Annotated in this window: 15 protein-coding genes; 14 read left to right on the top strand and 1 reads right to left on the bottom strand. The window is 60.4% G+C overall.

Translation table 11 applies throughout. The features are described 5' to 3' along the window. The first annotated feature begins 12 nt into the window (after window positions 1-12). The 14 genes from AAID99_RS05470 to recQ all read left to right on the top strand — a co-directional run bounded on the left by AAID99_RS05470 (window position 13) and on the right by recQ (window position 15,790). Complete coding sequence (locus tag AAID99_RS05470) at window positions 13-609, top strand: anthranilate synthase component II (protein ID WP_498493369.1); 597 nt, start codon at window positions 13-15, stop codon at window positions 607-609. Further along, window positions 610-1,728, top strand: coding sequence for an anthranilate phosphoribosyltransferase (gene trpD, locus AAID99_RS05465; RefSeq protein WP_498493368.1), 1,119 nt, complete (start codon window positions 610-612; stop codon window positions 1,726-1,728). Further along, entirely contained in the window at window positions 1,725-2,636 is a 912-nt protein-coding gene (gene trpC, locus AAID99_RS05460) for an indole-3-glycerol phosphate synthase TrpC (RefSeq protein WP_188426360.1), read from the top strand. The genes trpD and trpC overlap by 4 nt, the downstream gene beginning before the upstream one ends. Before the next feature lie 104 nt (window positions 2,637-2,740). Further along, the gene (pdhA, locus tag AAID99_RS05455) at window positions 2,741-3,763 is read left to right on the top strand and encodes a pyruvate dehydrogenase (acetyl-transferring) E1 component subunit alpha (RefSeq protein ID WP_188426361.1); all 1,023 of its coding nucleotides are present in this window, start codon (window positions 2,741-2,743) and stop codon (window positions 3,761-3,763) included. Window positions 3,764-3,766: 3 nt separating this feature from the next. Then, a complete protein-coding gene (locus AAID99_RS05450) occupies window positions 3,767-5,113 on the top strand; it encodes a pyruvate dehydrogenase complex E1 component subunit beta (RefSeq protein ID WP_498493367.1) in 1,347 nt (448 codons plus the stop codon). 12 nt (window positions 5,114-5,125) lie between these two features. Further along, a complete protein-coding gene (locus AAID99_RS05445) occupies window positions 5,126-6,376 on the top strand; it encodes a pyruvate dehydrogenase complex dihydrolipoamide acetyltransferase (RefSeq protein WP_498493366.1) in 1,251 nt (416 codons plus the stop codon). A 3-nt stretch (window positions 6,377-6,379) separates the two neighbouring features. Next, on the top strand, window positions 6,380-7,783 hold the full coding sequence (gene lpdA, locus AAID99_RS05440) for a dihydrolipoyl dehydrogenase (RefSeq protein ID WP_498493365.1): 1,404 nt from the start codon (window positions 6,380-6,382) through the stop codon (window positions 7,781-7,783). 8 nt (window positions 7,784-7,791) lie between these two features. Next, complete coding sequence (gene lipA / locus AAID99_RS05435; protein ID WP_371869853.1) at window positions 7,792-8,775, top strand: lipoyl synthase; 984 nt, start codon at window positions 7,792-7,794, stop codon at window positions 8,773-8,775. Beyond that, a complete protein-coding gene (locus AAID99_RS05430) occupies window positions 8,776-9,237 on the top strand; it encodes a type II toxin-antitoxin system RatA family toxin (protein ID WP_188426366.1) in 462 nt (153 codons plus the stop codon). A 130-nt stretch (window positions 9,238-9,367) separates the two neighbouring features. Further along, window positions 9,368-9,697, top strand: a complete 330-nt coding sequence (locus AAID99_RS05425) for a hypothetical protein (protein ID WP_188426367.1) — start codon at window positions 9,368-9,370, stop codon at window positions 9,695-9,697. Between the two features lie 330 nt (window positions 9,698-10,027). Then, window positions 10,028-11,734: a thiol reductant ABC exporter subunit CydD gene (cydD, locus tag AAID99_RS05420; RefSeq protein WP_498493364.1), complete on the top strand. Its 1,707-nt coding sequence runs from the start codon at window positions 10,028-10,030 to the stop codon at window positions 11,732-11,734. Continuing rightward, window positions 11,731-13,431, top strand: a complete 1,701-nt coding sequence (gene cydC / locus AAID99_RS05415) for a thiol reductant ABC exporter subunit CydC (protein WP_498493362.1) — start codon at window positions 11,731-11,733, stop codon at window positions 13,429-13,431. Before cydD ends, cydC begins: the two co-directional genes overlap by 4 nt. Before the next feature lie 95 nt (window positions 13,432-13,526). Further along, complete coding sequence (locus AAID99_RS05410) at window positions 13,527-13,925, top strand: OmpA family protein (protein ID WP_188426369.1); 399 nt, start codon at window positions 13,527-13,529, stop codon at window positions 13,923-13,925. A 29-nt stretch (window positions 13,926-13,954) separates the two neighbouring features. Further along, window positions 13,955-15,790 (top strand): DNA helicase RecQ, encoded by a 1,836-nt coding sequence (recQ, locus tag AAID99_RS05405; RefSeq protein ID WP_229719780.1) that lies wholly within the window; start codon window positions 13,955-13,957, stop codon window positions 15,788-15,790. A 207-nt stretch (window positions 15,791-15,997) separates the two neighbouring features. On the opposite strand, the gene AAID99_RS05400 is transcribed toward recQ, so the two are convergent. Next, window positions 15,998-17,215, bottom strand: a complete 1,218-nt coding sequence (locus AAID99_RS05400) for an outer membrane beta-barrel protein (protein WP_498493361.1) — start codon at window positions 17,213-17,215, stop codon at window positions 15,998-16,000. Between the last annotated feature and the right edge of the window lie 160 nt (window positions 17,216-17,375).

The following is a 17,375-nucleotide window of genomic DNA, read 5'->3' as shown; positions in this document are numbered from 1 at the left end:
CATCTTGATGCCATGATATTGCTGATCGACAACTACGACAGTTTCACGTTCAACCTCGTCCATCATTTCGGGGCGCTTGGCGAAGCATGCGCGGTATGGCGAAACGATGCGTTGAGTGTGGAGGAGGCTCTGGCCCTCAAGCCGGAGGCCATCGTGATCTCGCCCGGCCCATGTTCGCCCAACGAGGCCGGTATCTGCTGCGCTCTCATTGAGGCGGCGGCACCCACGATCCCGGTTCTGGGTGTCTGTCTTGGCCATCAGGCTATCGGTCAGGTATTTGGCGCGAGCGTCGTGCGCGCACCGCGCCCGATGCACGGCAAGGTCGACGCGATCCTTCATGACGGCACTGGCGTTTTTCAGGGGCTTGCGAGCCCGACCCAGGCCACGCGCTATCACAGCCTGACTCTTGCTCCGGAAACGATTCCCGACACGCTCATCGTCAATGCCCGCTCGGCAGATGGCGTGGTGATGGGGGTGCGTCATCGTACGCTGGCCGTTCATGGGGTGCAGTTCCATCCTGAAAGCATCGCGTCTGAAGATGGTCAGATGATGCTGGCGAACTTCCTCAACATCGCCCGGGCAGCGCGTCAGAAAAGGCAAGCGGCCTGAATGGATACCCATGCTGGCAGCCTGACTATGACGCTGCGTCATCTCGCCGAGGGCAGGCGGCTGACCAAGGAAGAGACCGAAGCCCTCTTCTCCCGAATCATGCAGGGCACCGTCCCCGCCGAGCAGCTTGCCGCCATCCTGATGGCGCTCAGGTTGCGGGGTGAAACGGTCGATGAACTGAGCGGGGCCGTAAGGGCCGTGCGGGCATGTATGACAAGCCTGCCTTTTGCCCCTGAGGATGCCATGGATGTCTGCGGTACGGGGGGCGATGGGCTGGGGACGCTCAACGTGTCGACAGCTGTTGCTTTCGTTCTCGCCGGGCTGGGTGTTCCGGTTGCCAAACACGGCAATCGCGCCCTTTCCTCACGGGCCGGCGCCACTGACACGCTCATGGCGCTGGGCATCGCGCCATGCGATGATCTTGAGGAGCAGGCAAGACGCCTGCGTGACGGGCATCTCGCCTTTCTGGCTGCGCCTTTGCATCATCCCGCCATGCGCTTTGCAGCACCAGTACGCACGACGCTGGGCTTTCGCACCATTTTCAATCTCATCGGGCCGTTGTGCAATCCGGCGCAGGTGCGCCGCCAGATGATCGGTATCTATGACGATCGCTGGCTGCGCCCTGTGGTCGAAACCATGGCCTCTCTCGGTGCCGAGCGTGTCTGGGCCGTTCACGGCGAGACCGATCTTGGCGGGAGTGACGAGATCACGTTGGCCGGCGTCTCGCATATTCGCGCCTGGGACGATGAGCGTTTTCTCGAACTTGTTCTCACACCCGATATGGCCGGTCTGGCGCGCCGCCCGATTGCCGATATTGCCGGGGGCGACCCCACGCATAATGCCGGCAAGCTGCTCGACATGCTCTCCGGGCAGGAAGGGGCCTATCGCGATACCGTCCTGCTGAATGCGGCTGTGGCGCTTCACGTCGGCGGCCGGTCGACCATTCTTGAAAACGGTACGATCGTCCCCACTCTCCTGCGCAGGAATATCGAGATCGCAGCCAATGCCATCGATAGCGGGCTCGCTCTCTCTGCCCTCGTTCATGCCCAGCAGGGCAGCCAGCGACCTGCCGAGCCGGTTCGCTCATCTTCTTTGATCCACACGTCAGGACTAACATGACCGATCAATCGTCCACACCTATTCATGACACGCCTTCCGGCTATCCGGATGTGCAGGTGCCGGGTACGATCGTGCAGGAAGACACGGCTCTTCCCGTATCCGGGCGTGACATGCCCGACGTGCTGGCCCGTATCTGTGCGCGAACCCGTATCGATGTCGAACAACGCGCCCTGATCATGCCGCTCAAGGAAATTACGGCACGTGCTCGTGAGGTCAATGTGCCGACGCGCGGCTTTGGTCAGGCGCTCAAACAGATGGCAGCTGACCAGCGCGTTGGCCTGATTGCGGAAATCAAGAAGGCCTCGCCTTCAGCTGGTATCCTGCGGCCCGATTACGATCCGGTCGGTATTGCAAAATCCTATGAGGCAGCAGGGGCGATCTGCCTGTCCATTCTCACTGAGGGCTCGTGCTTCCACGGCTCGATTGAGGATCTCAAGGCGGTCAAGGAAGTCTGCCCGCTGCCCATCCTGCGCAAGGATTTCATTCTCGAGCCCTGGCAGGTGCATGAGAGCCGTCTGATTGGTGCTGACTGCATTTTGATCATTCTCTCTGCCCTGACCGACGCTGAGGCAGCCGAGCTGATCGCCCTGGCGCGCGGGCTCGATCTCGATGTGCTCTGCGAGGTGCATGATGAGGCGGAACTCAACCGTGCGCTGGCGCTCGATACCTCGCTGATCGGCATCAATAACCGCAATCTGCGTAGCCTGGTGACCGATCTCGACACGACGGCCAGACTCGCACCGCTTGTACCCCCTGATCGCATCCTTGTTTCGGAGAGCGGCATTCGTACGCTCGAAGATGTGAAACGGGTCGGTGCCGTAGGGGCGAGCGGCATTCTTGTTGGCGAAAGTCTCCTGAGAGAAGAAGACCCGGGCCTTGCTGCCCGCCGCCTTCTCGGGACGCTCTAACGCACATATTAACAGCTTAGGTTGTGGACTTGCGCAACGGGACTGGTAAATACCGGTCCCTGAATTGCGCATGGCGCATCAGTCAGGCTCAGGAGATACTCAGCATGTCCGGCAAAGCCCATAAAGGGGCGGCTCAGCCGCTCGCGGATCACAACGGACCGATCCTGCCACTGGAGACCGTTCGTACGGCATATCGCGATATGCTGTTGCTCCGCCGTTTCGAGGAAAAGGCCGGACAGCTTTACGGCATGGGGCTTATTGGCGGGTTCTGCCATCTTTATATCGGGCAGGAAGCCGTGATCGTCGGCATGTCGCTGGCCATGAAGCCGGGCGACAAGATCGTTACCTCGTATCGTGACCACGCTCACATGCTCATGATGGGCATGAGCCCGGGGGGCGTGATGGCCGAGCTGACCGGACGCAAGGACGGCTATTCGCATGGCAAGGGCGGCTCGATGCACATGTTCTCCCGCGAGAAGAATTTCTACGGCGGCCATGGCATCGTGGGGGCCCAGGTAGCCATCGGTACGGGCCTTGCCTTCGCCAATAAATACCGCGGCACCGATGAAGTGGGCGTGGCCTATTTCGGCGAGGGTGCGGCCCAGCAGGGTCAGGTTTACGAGAGCTTCAATCTCGCCGCCTTGCACAAGCTGCCCTGCATCTATGTGATCGAGAACAATCGCTACGGCATGGGCACGAGCGTCGAGCGCTCCAGCGCCGCCGCCCATGATCTCTCGCAGATCGGCGCACCGTGGAAAATTCCCGGACGCAAGGTCGATGGCATGGACCTGTTTGCCGTGCATGAAGCCGCTCAGGAAGCCGTCGCCCATTGCCGCGCAGGCAAGGGACCCTTCCTTCTCGAAATGGAAACCTATCGCTATCGCGGTCACTCGATGTCCGATCCGGCGCGTTATCGCGACCGTTCGGAAGTCGAGGAAATGCGCCGCACGCGTGACCCGATCGAGGCGCTGCACAAGCTCCTGAGCGACAAGGGCACCAGCGATGAAGAGTTCAAGGCGATCGACGCCGAAGTGAAGCAGATCGTCAATGACGCTGCCGATTTCGCCCAGAACAGCCCTGAGCCCGATCTCTCCGAACTTTGGACCGATATTCTGGTGGAGGCGTAAGTTATGGCCGCTCCTGTTCTCATGCCGGCTCTTTCGCCTACCATGACCGAAGGCACGCTTTCCAAATGGACGGTAAAGCAGGGTGACAAGATCAACTCTGGCGATGTGATTGCCGAGATCGAGACCGACAAGGCCACCATGGAAGTCGAGGCTGTCGATAGCGGCATCCTCGCGAAGATCCTGGTGCCGGAAGGCTCGGAAAACGTTGCCGTAAACACCCAGATTGCCATCATTGCCGAAGAAGGCGAGGATATTTCGGCGCTTGAAAACGGCCCGGCAGCAGCCCAGACTCCGGCCGCGCAGACCGCAGTTGAAGAGAAGGCGCCCGAAAAGCCAAAGGACCTGGTGGCAACACCGGATCGCGAATGGGGCGAGACTTCTGTCATCACCGTGCGTGAAGCGCTGCGTGACGCCATGGCCGCCGAGCTGCGTCGTGACGAGGATGTCTTCCTGCTCGGTGAGGAAGTGGCCCAGTATCAGGGCGCCTACAAAGTCAGCCAGGGTCTGCTCGACGAGTTCGGCGAGAAGCGTATCATCGATACGCCGATCACCGAGCATGGCTTTACCGGCATGGCCGTTGGTGCAGCGCTGACCGGCCTCAAGCCCATTGTCGAATTCATGACTATGAACTTCGCGATGCAGGCCATCGATCATATCATCAACTCCGCAGCCAAGACGCTCTACATGTCGGGTGGCCAGATGGGCTGTCCGATCGTGTTCCGCGGCCCCAATGGCGCGGCTGCGCGCGTCGGTGCCCAGCATTCGCAGTGCTATGCAAGCTGGTACGCCCATGTGCCGGGCCTGAAAGTGGTTGCCCCCTGGTCGTCCGAAGATGCCAAGGGCCTGCTTCGTGCCGCTATTCGTGACCCGAACCCGGTAATCATGCTCGAAAACGAAATTCTCTACGGGCAGAAATTCCCTTGCCCGGTCGATGAGGATTTCATCCTGCCGATCGGCAAGGCGAAGATCGAGCGTGAAGGCAAGGACGTGACCCTCGTCGCGTTCTCGATCATGGTTGGTGTGGCGCTTGAAGCCGCGGCCAAGCTGGCAGAGCAGGGGATTGAGGCTGAAGTCATCAATCTGCGTACAATCCGTCCGCTCGACACCGAGACCATCGTCAACAGTGTGAAGAAGACGAGCCGCATCGTCTCCGTCGAGGAAGGCTGGCCCGTGGCCGGTATCGGCGCCGAGATCTGCGCCGTAGCGTGTGAACAGGCCTTCGATTATCTCGATGCCCCGCCCGCGCGCGTCTGCGGTCTCGATATCCCGCTGCCTTATGCCGCCAATCTCGAAAAACATGCGCTTCCGCAGCCTGACTGGGTGGTGGACGCGGTTCGCAAACTGTTCTGAGGGGCTGCGACCATGGCTATCAATATTCTGATGCCCGCGCTTTCGCCGACCATGACCGAAGGAACGGTCTCGCGCTGGCTGAAGAAAGAGGGCGACACGGTGAAGTCCGGCGATCTGATCGCCGAGATCGAGACCGACAAGGCAACGATGGAAGTCGAAGCCGTTGATGAGGGCATTCTCGGCCGCATTGTCGTGCCGGAAGGGACCGAAGGGGTGAAGGTCAACTCGCCCATCGCCATCCTCGTCGAAGAGGGCGAAGCCGTGCCGGAAAAGGCTGAGGCGGCGCCTGCAAAGAAGGCCGAGCCTGCCCCGCAGACGGCAGCCCAGCCAGCTTCTGCCGAGGCCGCCTCTGCGCCGACTGTGCCCTCGCATGCTACGCCTGCCGCGGCATCGTCGGGCAAGCGCGTGTTTGCGTCACCTCTCGCGCGTCGTATCGCTGCGAAGAAGGGGCTCGATCTGTCTGGCGTGAAGGGTACGGGCCCCAATGGCCGTATTCTGCGTCGCGATGTCGAGAATGCGCAGGTCGCGGCACCCGCCAAAGCCGAAGTGACAACATCGGCACCGGCAGAAGTGACACGTGTTGCCAACTCCACGATGCGCAAGGTCATCGCGCGTCGCCTGAGCGAGTCCAAGCAGAACGTCCCGCATTTCTATGTGGCTGTCGATATCGAACTTGACGCGCTGCTCGCGCTGCGCGCCCAGCTCAACGCCGCATCGCCAAGTGAAGGCGAGGGGCAGTTCAAGATCTCGGTCAACGACATGATGATCAAGGCCGTGGCGCTTGCGCTGCGCAGCTGCCCTGGTCTGAACGTGCAGTTCACCGAAGCCGAGACACTGCATTTCCCCGATATCGATATCTCGATGGCTGTTTCCATCCCTGATGGTCTGATCACACCGATCATCCGTCAGGCCGATCGTAAATCCTTGCGTGAGATCAGTGCAGAAGCGCGCGATCTGGCCAAGCGTGCACGCGATGGCAAGCTGAAACCCGAAGAGTTTCAGGGTGGTACATTCTCGATTTCGAACATGGGCATGTTCGGTGTGCGTGAGTTCTCCGCCATCATCAATCCGCCTCAGGCCGGTATTCTGGCTATTGCAGCGGGTGAGAAGCGTGCTGTTGTGCGTGGGGACCAGCTTGCGGTTGCGACCGTCATGACGGCCACGCTTTCCGTCGATCACCGTGCGGTCGATGGGGCGCTTGGCGCTCAATGGCTGAACGCGCTGCGTGACATCGTTCAAAACCCCTATCGTCTGGTGATCTGAGCCATGGACAAATTCGATCTGATCGTCGTTGGCGGCGGTCCGGGCGGGTATGTCGCCGCCCTGCGTGCTGCACAGCTTGGCAAGAATGTCGCGGTTGTCGAAAGCACCCATCTCGGCGGCATCTGCCTCAACTGGGGTTGCATCCCGACCAAGGCATTGCTGCGCGCTTCTGAACTGAACCACCAGCTGCAAAACCTCGCCGAGTTCGGTTTCAGCGCCGAAAAGGTAAGCTTCGATCTCGAAAAGGTCGTCGCCCGGTCGCGCGCGGTATCGCGTCAGTTGTCCCGTGGCGTCTCCGGCCTTCTCAAGAAGGCCAAGGTCAAGGTGTTCGACGGCCGTGCGAAACTGGCCGGTCGTGACGGCAATGCGCATGTGGTATCGGTCAGCAAGGACGGCGCGGAAGTCACGCGCATTGCTGCTCCCGATGTCATTCTGGCGACTGGCGCCCGTGCCCGCCACTTCCCCGGGCTCGAGCCCGATGGCGAGCTGGTCTGGACCTATCGCGAGGCGATGGTCCCCAAGGAACTGCCCAAGCGTCTGCTGGTCATCGGCTCCGGAGCGATCGGGGTTGAATTCGCCTCCTTCTATCGGAATATGGGCGCGGAAGTGACCATTGCCGAAGTTGCCGACCGGATCATGATTGCCGAGGACGCCGAGATCAGTGCCATGGCGCAGAAGGCGTTCGAAAAGCAGGGGATCAAGGTGCTGACAGGCGCCAAGGTCGGCCCGCTGAACAAGAAGGACGGCACCGTCTCCACCCAGATCACCACGGCATCCGGATCGCATGATCTCGTTGTCGACAAGGTGATTCTGGCGGTTGGTATCGTTGGCAATGTCGAGGATCTCGGTCTGGAAAAGACCAAGGTGAAGATCGACAAGACGCATATCATCGTCGATGAATTCTGCCGTACCGGCGAGCCGGGTCTGTGGGCTATCGGTGACGTGGCTGGCGCGCCCTGGCTTGCCCACAAGGCAAGCCATGAAGGTGTGATCTGCGTCGAGAAGATCGCAGGACACGACCCCGAGCCGTTGCATCCGCTCAATATTCCGGGCTGCACCTATAGCCGTCCGCAAGTGGCGTCTGTCGGTCTGACGGAAGAGAAGGCAAAGGCAACGGGCCGCAAGCTCAAGATCGGTCGCTTCCCGTTCATGGCCAATGGCAAGGCGCTGGCCATGGGCGAGCCCGATGGCCTGACCAAGACCATTTTCGACGCCGAAACCGGCGAATTGCTCGGCGCGCATATGATCGGTGCCGAAGTGACGGAAATGATCCAGGGCTACGTGATTGCGCGTACCTCCGAGCTGACCGAGGCGGAACTCAAGGAAACGGTGTTCCCGCATCCGACCATCTCGGAAACGATGCATGAATCGGTTCTTGCAGCTTGGGGTGGAGCACTCCACTTCTAGTCATGACCATGCAGCGTATCACCATCGATCACCGGAAGCCGGGCTCGCTCCGTCATCCCGAGAAGGCCAACCGGCCCGACAATCCGATCCAGCGCAAGCCGGACTGGATCAGGGTCAAGGCGCCAAACAGCCCGGTCTATCAGGAGACGCGCAAGCTCATGCGCGACAACAGGCTCGTAACGGTCTGTGAGGAAGCGGCTTGCCCGAATATCGGTGAGTGCTGGTCGCAGCGTCATGCGACTATGATGATCATGGGTGAGATCTGCACCCGAGCCTGCTCGTTCTGCAATGTGACTACCGGCATGCCCAAGGCGCTGGATGGTGACGAGCCGCAGCGCGTGGCAGAGGCCGTCGCCAAACTGGGCCTGCGTCATGTGGTGATCACCTCGGTCGATCGTGATGATCTGGCCGATGGCGGAGCGCTGCATTTTGCCCAGACCATTGCGCGTGTTCGCGAAGCCTCGCCGACCACCACAATCGAGATCCTGACGCCGGATTTCCTGCGCAAGCCGGGTGCGCTCGAGGTGGTGGTCAAAGCCAGGCCCGATGTTTTCAATCACAACATCGAAACCGTACCCCGGCTTTATCCGTCTATCCGTCCAGGCGCGCGCTATTTCCAGTCTCTGCGCCTGCTGGATGATGTGAAGGCACTCGATCCCTCGATCTTCACCAAATCCGGCGTCATGCTTGGGCTTGGAGAAGAGAAGATGGAAGTGGCTCAGGTCATGGATGATTTCCGCGTTGCCGATGTCGATTTCATCACCATGGGCCAGTATCTCCAGCCCACGCCCAAACATGCGGGCGTCGCCAAATTCGTGACGCCGGATGAGTTTGCCGAATATGCCCGTATGGCGCGTGCCAAGGGCTTCCTGCAGGTGAGCGCCAGCCCGCTGACGCGATCCTCCTATCATGCCGATTCCGACTTCGCCGCGCTCAGAGAGGCGAGGCAAAACAGGCTGGGGCTCGATCCGCTCCAGTCGGAGAAACAGTAAATGCCCACCCATGCCGAGCAACGGCTGATCGCTTACAGTCCTGAACAGCTTTTCGATCTCGTGGCCGATGTGGGTGCCTATCCGCAATTCCTTCCGTGGTGCGTCAAGGCCACGGTCAAATCCAGGACCGAGCAGGAACTGGTTGCCGATCTTACCGTCGGGTTTGGCCCCTTTCGCGAGACCTTTACCAGCCGCGTTTCGCTCGAGCGCCCGAACCGCATTCGCGTGCGCTACGAGAAAGGGCCGTTCCGTTACCTGAACAATGTATGGACCTTCACCCCCGATGCCCGTGGGTGTCTGGTCGATTTCTTTGTCGATTTCGAGTTCAGGTCGCGCCTGCTGCAGAACGCGATCGGTGTCGTCTTCAATGAAGGCGTGCGTCTGATGGTATCGGCCTTTATAAAACGCGCCCGCGATATTTACGGCGTCTCTTCCCAGCCTGGTGCGGTTATTAGAGACTGATCACGCTCTCGTTTTTTCAAGACAGCGCAACCGCACCACTTCCGTTACGTTCTGTGGTCATCGAAAAGTTCCCTAGCGGCACTCTGCCTTTTCGGAACTTCCAGATTTCAGACTATCGGAAGGAAGAGACATGAAGTTTTCCAAGCTGGGCGCTACCCTGATGGCAGCCACCTTCGTTGTTGCAACCCCCGCTTTCGCCAAGCACGCGCCGCACAAGGCTCATGCCAGCAAGAGCGAAATGCACAAGAAGGGTGGTAAGGCTGCCAAGGCCGCCAAGGGTTCGGAAGCAACCGAAGACCTCAACGCGCGCAGCCTGCAGCAGGCACAGACCCCGGTTCCGGTGACGGCTCCGGCAGCAGCGCCTGCCGCCAGCGCAACGGCTCCGGCACCTGCTCCGATGCCGATGGACCCCTCGATGAAGATGCCGTCCTCCAGCATGCCGGCCAGCTCGGGCCAGTAAGAGGCGCAGTTTTCCTGAACTGCCTTTTCAGACGGTTCAGGGACGCAGGAAACCCCGTCGCATTGCGGCGGGGTTTTTTCGTTTCTGCACGGCCTGCAGGGCCGGGCGCGCCATCAGATGCCGTAACAAAGACTCCCTATGTCATTCGTCCAACGAACTGCGCTGGGCGGGGCAGGAAAGTTCCGTAGGCCAATCTGAGGGCTGTCGGGGAAAGCTCACTCACAGGCATCGACTTTCCGGGCGGTGAGCACCGCAGGCTGTCTTAATGTTCTGCAATCTCTTTGGTGGAACTCTACCGTTTCGTGCCCGGATTGCCTATATCCCCCCATCATGAGCGGTGTAGATAAGAAACTGGTACGGGCCTGGGTCCGGCAGCAATCCGGCCCAGCCAGAAGGGCGGCATTGCCCGTAGTCGCTGTCGGGTGTCTCAACACGCTGATCGGTATCGGTCAGGCCTGGTGTCTGGCTTCCGTCATCGGGTCGCTGCTCCAGACCCGTGGAGCTCAGGTGCTAGGCCTGATCGCTTCTTTTACCGTGCTCTCGGCCTGTCGCGCCCTGTGCCTGTATTTCCAGGAAAATCTGGCCGCTCGCGCCGGTATCGCCGCCCGGGAACGTCTTCGCCGCTCGGTGCTGGATTCCGTGATCGGCATTGGGCCTGCTCTGCTGCGTCGCCAGCACTCCGCTGAAATCGCCGCCCTGCTGGTTGATCGTATCGAGGTGCTTGACGGGTATTTTGCCCGCTGGCTGCCCGCTTCCATGACCTGGATGGTGTTTCCTGCTTTCGTGCTGGTGGCTGTCTTTGTGGTCGATCCGCGCGCGGCGCTCATCCTGGCCGTTTGTGGCGCGCTTGTTCCGGTCTCCCAGGCGGTTTTCGGTATCGGGGCGGCTCTCGCCTCACGTAACCAGTTTCTGGCCATGGTGCGTTTGCAGGCGCGGTTCCTTGACAGGATCAGAGGTATCGCGACCATCGTCTTGTCAAACGCGACAGATCGCGAGGCCAAGGCGTTGTCGGGTGCGGCTGATGATCTGCGCAAACGCACGATGAAGATTCTCCGTATCGCGTTTCTTTCTTCAGCCGCGATCGACATCGCCATGGTGATTGCCATCATCATGATCGTGCTGACACAGGGGCATTTCATTCATATCGATGCTTTCGCAGCGCCGAGCATCTATCCCGCGCCGCATTTTACAGAAACGCTCTTTGCGCTTTTCCTCGTGCCGGAGTTTTTTGCTCCCTTCCGGGGGCTTGCTCTGGCCTATCAGGATCGCGCCCATGCTGCGGGTGCCGCTGAGGCCATGGAAGCAATCGACAATGGTGAGTCCCTGCCGGGGACGGACGACCAATCCGCCCTCGCGCCTCCGGTTCTGGTCGTGACCGTCGAGGCAAAGGCACTCTCCTATCGCTGGAATGAGACAGCGCCTTACGTCTTCAAGGATCTCGATTTCTCGGTCTCGCCTGATGAAATACTCGTGCTCGACGGCCCCTCTGGCGCAGGCAAGTCAACCCTTATCGAGTTGCTGCTTGGTTTCATCAAGCCGAGTGCTGGGACCATCCGGTTCAATGATCGCGATATCGCATCGCTTCGAGGTCGCGACATTGCGCGTCATCTTGCCTGGATCGGTCAGAAACCGGTTCTGTTCGCGGGCACGCTGCGCGAGAACCTTTTATTTGCCCGCCCCGATGCCGACGAGATGCGTTTGCAGCGCGCGATCGAGGCCGCAGCGATAGACCATTTTCTGAAAGACCTGCCCCAGGGGCTCGATACAGTCATCGGTGAAGGGGGCTTCGGATTGTCGGGCGGCCAGGCCCAACGTGTGGCGATCGGACGGGCCTATCTCAAGGATGCGCCGCTGCTGCTGCTCGATGAGCCCACCGCCCATCTCGATCCGGAAACCGAGGCCGGGATTATCGAGGCACTGCGTCGTCTTTCCGAGGGGCGGACCGTGATCCTCAGTGCCCATTCGCAGGCGATGAAGGCGCTCGGCACGAAATCGCTGAAGCTTGACCTTTCCGCATCAGTGGAGCCATGCGCATGAGTGACAGCATGAAGGCAACGCCCTGCATGACGGCTCGCCGTCAGGCCGAGTTACACCACAGGCGCGGCGCGCTGCGACGCATATTGAGCATCTGGCGCCCATTCTACGGCAGGCTGGGCTTCGGTCTGCTGCTATCGGCTCTCGCATTGTTGAGCAGCCTCGCGCTGATGTGGAATGCGGGTCTCGGTGTTTCGGCTCTGGCTGTCGGGACGGCCCTTGCCCTTGGGGTGCTGCGCCTTTTCGGCGGGGCGCGTATCGTGTTGCGGTACGCCGAGAGGCTCTTCGCGCATGATGCGATGTTCCGTGCTCTTGCCGCCTTGCGTGTCTGGTTCTTCACTCATCTTGCCAGAGGCGCGGCAGCTGGGCTTGGCTTTCGTCGGGCTGGCGATCTGATGAACCGTCTGGTGGGCGATATCGAACTCCTCGATAATCTCTATCTGCGCATCGCCGTGCCTGTGCTGGGCATCCTGGTTTCGCTTCCTGTTCTCGCTCTTGTTGCAGGCAGGCAGGACTGGCATCTCGGTGTCCTGCTGGCCGGACTTTTCCTGATTGCAGCCGTGCTTGTTCCGCTTCTCGCAGCGCAACGAGCGGCGAAGCGAAGCGGCAAAATGCGCCATGCGGAATCATCGCTGCGTGTGGCAGCGCTCGATCTGGCAACCGGTCTGCGTGAGGCGCGCGCCTTTTCCGGTGAAGACCGCCTGGCGGAGCGTATCATCCGTGAGGAAGCCCGTTTGCATGACGCCCAGCGCGCGCAGCAACGGGCGATGGCAGGGGCAGGGGCATTTTCCTATCTCAGTGGGCAGATGGCTCTGGCGGTCATTTTATTGGCCCTTGCCGGTATCGCCGGGTTGGGAGTGAGCTTTCTGTCCGGTGTGGCGCTGGTCTTCCTCACGGGGACCGTCTTTGAGTCTGTCGCCACTCTGGCGCGCACCAGCGTCCTCGCCGGGCAGGTAAGCCAGGCGGCGCAGCGCGTGGTCGCGATTGCGGATCAGGAAAAACCCGCTGCCGCTGGTTGTCTGGCGCCTGAGGGAGGCGACATCGTTCTGCGCGATGTCCATTTCCGCTGGGGAGGCAGCCGTGCGGCGGTGCTGGATGGGCTCTCGATGACGATACATGCGGGCGAGCATGTGGCGTTGATCGGGCCTTCCGGAGCCGGAAAATCGAGCCTGGCTGCCTTGCTGCTCAAGGTGGCGGCGCCAGAGAGCGGCCAGATCCTGTTTGGAGGGCATACGCTCGACACGCTTGATACAGAGAGCCTGCGTTCTCGTATTGGCTGGCTGTCGCAGGCGACGCATCTTTTTGCGGATACCATTCGCAACAACCTGCTGCTTGGCCGTGAGAATGTTGATGATGCGCGCCTGTGGGATGCGCTCGAACGGGCGGAAATTGCCGAAGCCGTGCAGGCTCTGCCTGACGGGCTGGACAGTTGGGTTGGCGAGAGTGGTACGAGGCTTTCTGGCGGGCAGGGCCGACGTATCGCCCTGGCGCGCACCCTGCTGCAGGATGCGCAGGTCATGGTGCTTGATGAGCCCGCAACCGGGCTCGATTCAGCAACCGAACGGGCCTTTCTGGAAACGCTCGGTCGCACGATGACGGGGCGTACGGTCATTCTCATCGCCCATCGACTGACCGGGGTAGAGAAACTTGATCACGCCTGGCGGCTTGAGGGTGGAAAGGCGCATCCCCTTCCGCTCTGAGGGGCGCAGGGTGGGTCTGCTTGACGGAAAGAGTGTCACACGGCAGTGACAGAGATACGGCTCCGTGGATGTCACGGCGATTCGAAAAGGAAATAATGATGCGTCGTCTGCCTGTGATGTTGTCGGTCTGCGCCCTCGCAGGTCTCGCGGCCTGTACAAACGGGGCCGATCGCGATCGCTATCCGGTATTTTTCGAACCCGCTTCGACAACGGTTTCGCCAACGGCACAGGCTATTATTGACAAGGCCGCCGCAGATGCGCGCGACAATCATGCCAAGACGGTCGAAGTGATCGGTCATGCGGGCGCCCGCGGCAATCTCTCTGCCGATGAGATGCTGTCTGTGGAACGTGCCAAGATTGTGGCCGCAGCCCTGACGAAGGCCGGCATCGGCAGTGCCCAGATCACGCAGATTGCTCATCCGCCGAAGAACAACGAAGATGCAAGCGTTGCCTCACGTCTGGTAACGATTGAAGTCGATCCCTCGACGCCCTGATCTTCCCACAACACGATACATTCTGCTCTTTGACCGGCACTGATCCCTCTGCTTCAGGCATTGACGAAACCCCGGATGCGGTACTCAAGCGCGTCTTTGGCTTCGACTCCTTTCGCGGACAGCAAGAGGATGTGATCAGTGCAGTCATGGCGGGCGAGGACGTTCTCGTCATCATGCCCACCGGCGGGGGTAAAAGCCTCTGCTATCAGGTGCCAGCCCTGTGCCGCCACGGTATGGGCATCGTCATCTCGCCGCTGATCGCGTTGATGGACGATCAGGTGGCTGCCTTGCGCCAGCTTGGTGTCAATGCCGCGGCGCTTCATTCCGAACTGCCTCCCGACCGGCTCGACCAGACACGCGCCGATCTGCGGGAAGGGCGTATCGATCTCCTCTATATCTCTCCCGAGCGGCTTGTCTCACCCGGTACGGCGCGCTGGCTGGCACGCAACCCCGTTTCGGTACTTGCGATCGACGAGGCGCATTGCGTCTCGGCCTGGGGTCATGAATTTCGGCCCGAATATCGCGCTCTTGCCGATCTGCCGAGCGTGTTCCCCGGTGTGCCACGTATCGCCCTGACGGCAACCGCCGATTCACGCACGCAGGACGACATTCTGCTGGCGCTGGGTATGCCCGAGGCGAAGCGGCTGACGTCGAGCTTCCATCGACCCAATCTGTTTCTGGCAGCCTTGCCAAAAGGGTCTGAGACGAAGCAGGTTCAGGATGCGCTCGCGCCGCATCGTGAAGACGCGGCAATCGTCTATTGCGGCAGTCGTAACCGGACCGAGCGCATGGCCAAAAGCCTCAGAGAGCGCGATTTCAATGCCTTGCCTTATCACGCAGGCCTGTCATCCCAGGAGAAGCACGCGACGCTTATGCGGTTTCGCAGCGGTGAACCAATGGTGATCGTGGCGACGGTTGCCTTCGGCATGGGGATTGACCGCCCCGATGTGCGCTGCGTGGTTCATCTCGACATGCCTGCCTCGCCGGAGGCCTATTACCAGCAGATCGGTCGTGCCGGACGTGATGGCGAGCCTGCTGATACGCTCCTGCTCTATGGTGGCGAGGATATGGCGCGCGCGCGTCACTGGCTGGAGCAGTCGACAGCCCCCGATACCGAGAAGCGGGTCATGCACGCGCGTCTTGAGAGCATGATCGCGCTGACAGAAACTGTCGAGTGCCGAACGCAGGCACTTCTGGCCTGTTTCGGCGAGGCTCTGTCCGCGCCCTGCGGTCATTGTGACAACTGCCGAAACCCGGCCCAGACATTTGACGGGACCGAGGCCGCGCAAAAGGTGCTCTCGACGATCTATCGTACGGGCCAGCGTTTTGGCGCCGTACATCTGACAACCGTCCTGCGGGGCAAGCTGACCGAAGCCATCGAGCGCCATGCCCACCAGCATCTGACGGTTTTTGGTGTGGGCAAGGAGCATTCAGAGCAGTGGTGGCGCGGGGTCATTCGCCAGCTGATTGCGCGTGGCGCAATCAGGATGAGCGGCGAACACGGCGCGCTTGGCCTGGATGTGGAAGCGGCCCGCCCGCTTTTACGGGGCGAAGAGAGCCTGCGTCTGCGCGTCGATCCGCTAAAGCCTGTGGTGAGCGCTCAAAGAGGGGTGTCAACCTCGACGCTGGTCGACTCTCTGGATGAGCAGGAGCGTCATCGCTTCGATGCATTGCGTCAGTGGCGGCGTGATGAGGCGCGCGAGCAGGAAATCCCGCCTTATGTCATTTTTCATGACGCTGTCCTCACGGAGATTGCTCGTGAAAACCCCGAGACGGTTGAAGAGCTGGCCCTCATAAAGGGCGTCGGCTCATCGAAGCTGAAGCGCTACGGCGACGCCGTTATCGACGTTCTGTCTGATACCTAGCTTCTTAAGCTCCAGACCATCCATCATCTGAAACTGCACCGCCTCAATCAGAAAATGTCTCCTGCGGTGCTTTATTGTCGCGCTAGTCGGTATTTTGATCTGCAGCTGACTCAACTCGATATTTAGGGTGCAGGATCTTGCTGGAGTGGGCCGAACATCTTCGGCGCGGTGGTCAGGAAATGCAAAGCCACTCCCTGACCCCTGTTGTCAGAAGCCGATCATGGCATCGCCACCGAAGGTGAACATGCCTGTATTGCGGCCATCGTTGAACGGCGAGGTGCCGTTGAGCGAGCGGTCGAAGCGGATTTCGGGGCGCAGGGCGAAAACGCGCACGCCATGACCCAGATCAGGCCGGTAGGTAACGCCCAGCGTCAGCGCACCATAGGTGGTGGCTGGCGCCGTCTGCACCGGAGCATAGCCGCCAAGGAAGGCATTCATGTACGCCTGGTTCGTCAGGAAGTTGACGACGAACATGCCGCTGTTATCGCGATAGAGCTCGCCGCGATAATTGAAGGTCAGGCTCGGGGTGATCTTGTAGGCGGCAAAAGTGACGACGCTCCAGGTTTCGGCGCGCAGGCCATCATCATGCAGGAAGTTGAATTCGCCCGTCAGGCTCAGCTTGTCATTGACCGTGTAGAAGGCGGCAATGTCATTCCACCAGCGCTGTGCCGTATTGGCACGCGGGCCAATGGCAGCAACCGCGTTTTCAGGTCCGACGCGGGAGAGTTCGGCGATGTTCAGCTTGCCATGGGCGAGGCCGTTCAGGTTGAATCCGAAATACCCGGCTGCGGCATTGTTGTTGTCATTGCGGCCCCATGTGGTCTGGTTACCGGTATCGACGCCGAAATTGAAATCGAACATCGGGGTGACATGCCAGTGGAACATGGCGCCGAGATGTTCGAAGGGCACGGAATACTGCGACGTATAGGCCAGTGAGTAGAAGGGACGCAGCGTCGGGTCGAGCACCTCGACGCCCATGGGGGCTGGCAGAATGCCAGCCTGCATGTCGATGCCGCCCTTTGAGAGGATCGGTGCGTGAACATCGACATGGGCCTGAGCCGGGAGAAGCTGGTACCGGTCGCTCGTCATTTTGTTCGACAGGCCGAGCAGGTGGTAATAACGGGCGTCAGAGCCGTAAAGCGCCTCGAGCATGAACCCGACCTGAAATTCGGATTTGGTCGGATCGATGGCCTTGGAGAGGGTGAGGCTGATCTGGTTCAGCTGCGCCTGATTGGCGTGATCGCCAAGAAAATTGCCGAAATTGATGCCGTTATCGGGGCGGGCCGGATTGGCCATGATGCCGCCTTCGATGAGGCCGGAGAGATTGATGCCCTGCAGCCAGGGGTTGGACGCCGTCTTGAACAGGGCGATCTCGGCATGGGCCGATTCCTGCATCGCAGTCGTGGCGGCAAGGATGACCGCCATTGTTGCTGTTGCCCTGCAGCGGTTCTGGATGAGCTGACCTATCAAATTCTTTACCCCTATTCAGAAGGGGTGTTTTCGCCCGTCAGGCCATAGTGAAAACAGAGGCAGGACTTTCCGTTTTTATAGGTATTTCATAGGGGAGAGAATGCGGCTGGTGGTG

This window comes from Asaia sp. Ae19-3 (assembly GCF_059801175.1).
Note: the sequence above shows the minus strand (reverse complement) of the source record. Positions and strands in the feature narration are given on the sequence as shown.

What these genes read in the sequence shown, in the direction of transcription:
- AAID99_RS05430 (WP_188426366.1), top strand. Translation starts at nt 8,776, where the DNA reads ATGCCCACCCATGCCGAGCAACGGCTGATCGCTTACAGTCCTGAACAG.
- AAID99_RS05400 (WP_498493361.1), bottom strand. Translation starts at nt 17,215, where the DNA reads ATGGCGGTCATCCTTGCCGCCACGACTGCGATGCAGGAATCGGCCCAT.
- lpdA (WP_498493365.1), top strand. Translation starts at nt 6,380, where the DNA reads ATGGACAAATTCGATCTGATCGTCGTTGGCGGCGGTCCGGGCGGGTAT.
- AAID99_RS05410 (WP_188426369.1), top strand. Translation starts at nt 13,527, where the DNA reads ATGATGCGTCGTCTGCCTGTGATGTTGTCGGTCTGCGCCCTCGCAGGT.
- lipA (WP_371869853.1), top strand. Translation starts at nt 7,792, where the DNA reads ATGCAGCGTATCACCATCGATCACCGGAAGCCGGGCTCGCTCCGTCAT.
- trpC (WP_188426360.1), top strand. Translation starts at nt 1,725, where the DNA reads ATGACCGATCAATCGTCCACACCTATTCATGACACGCCTTCCGGCTAT.
- pdhA (WP_188426361.1), top strand. Translation starts at nt 2,741, where the DNA reads ATGTCCGGCAAAGCCCATAAAGGGGCGGCTCAGCCGCTCGCGGATCAC.
- AAID99_RS05470 (WP_498493369.1), top strand. Translation starts at nt 13, where the DNA reads ATGATATTGCTGATCGACAACTACGACAGTTTCACGTTCAACCTCGTC.
- cydD (WP_498493364.1), top strand. Translation starts at nt 10,028, where the DNA reads ATGAGCGGTGTAGATAAGAAACTGGTACGGGCCTGGGTCCGGCAGCAA.
- AAID99_RS05445 (WP_498493366.1), top strand. Translation starts at nt 5,126, where the DNA reads ATGGCTATCAATATTCTGATGCCCGCGCTTTCGCCGACCATGACCGAA.
- cydC (WP_498493362.1), top strand. Translation starts at nt 11,731, where the DNA reads ATGAGTGACAGCATGAAGGCAACGCCCTGCATGACGGCTCGCCGTCAG.
- AAID99_RS05425 (WP_188426367.1), top strand. Translation starts at nt 9,368, where the DNA reads ATGAAGTTTTCCAAGCTGGGCGCTACCCTGATGGCAGCCACCTTCGTT.
- trpD (WP_498493368.1), top strand. Translation starts at nt 610, where the DNA reads ATGGATACCCATGCTGGCAGCCTGACTATGACGCTGCGTCATCTCGCC.
- AAID99_RS05450 (WP_498493367.1), top strand. Translation starts at nt 3,767, where the DNA reads ATGGCCGCTCCTGTTCTCATGCCGGCTCTTTCGCCTACCATGACCGAA.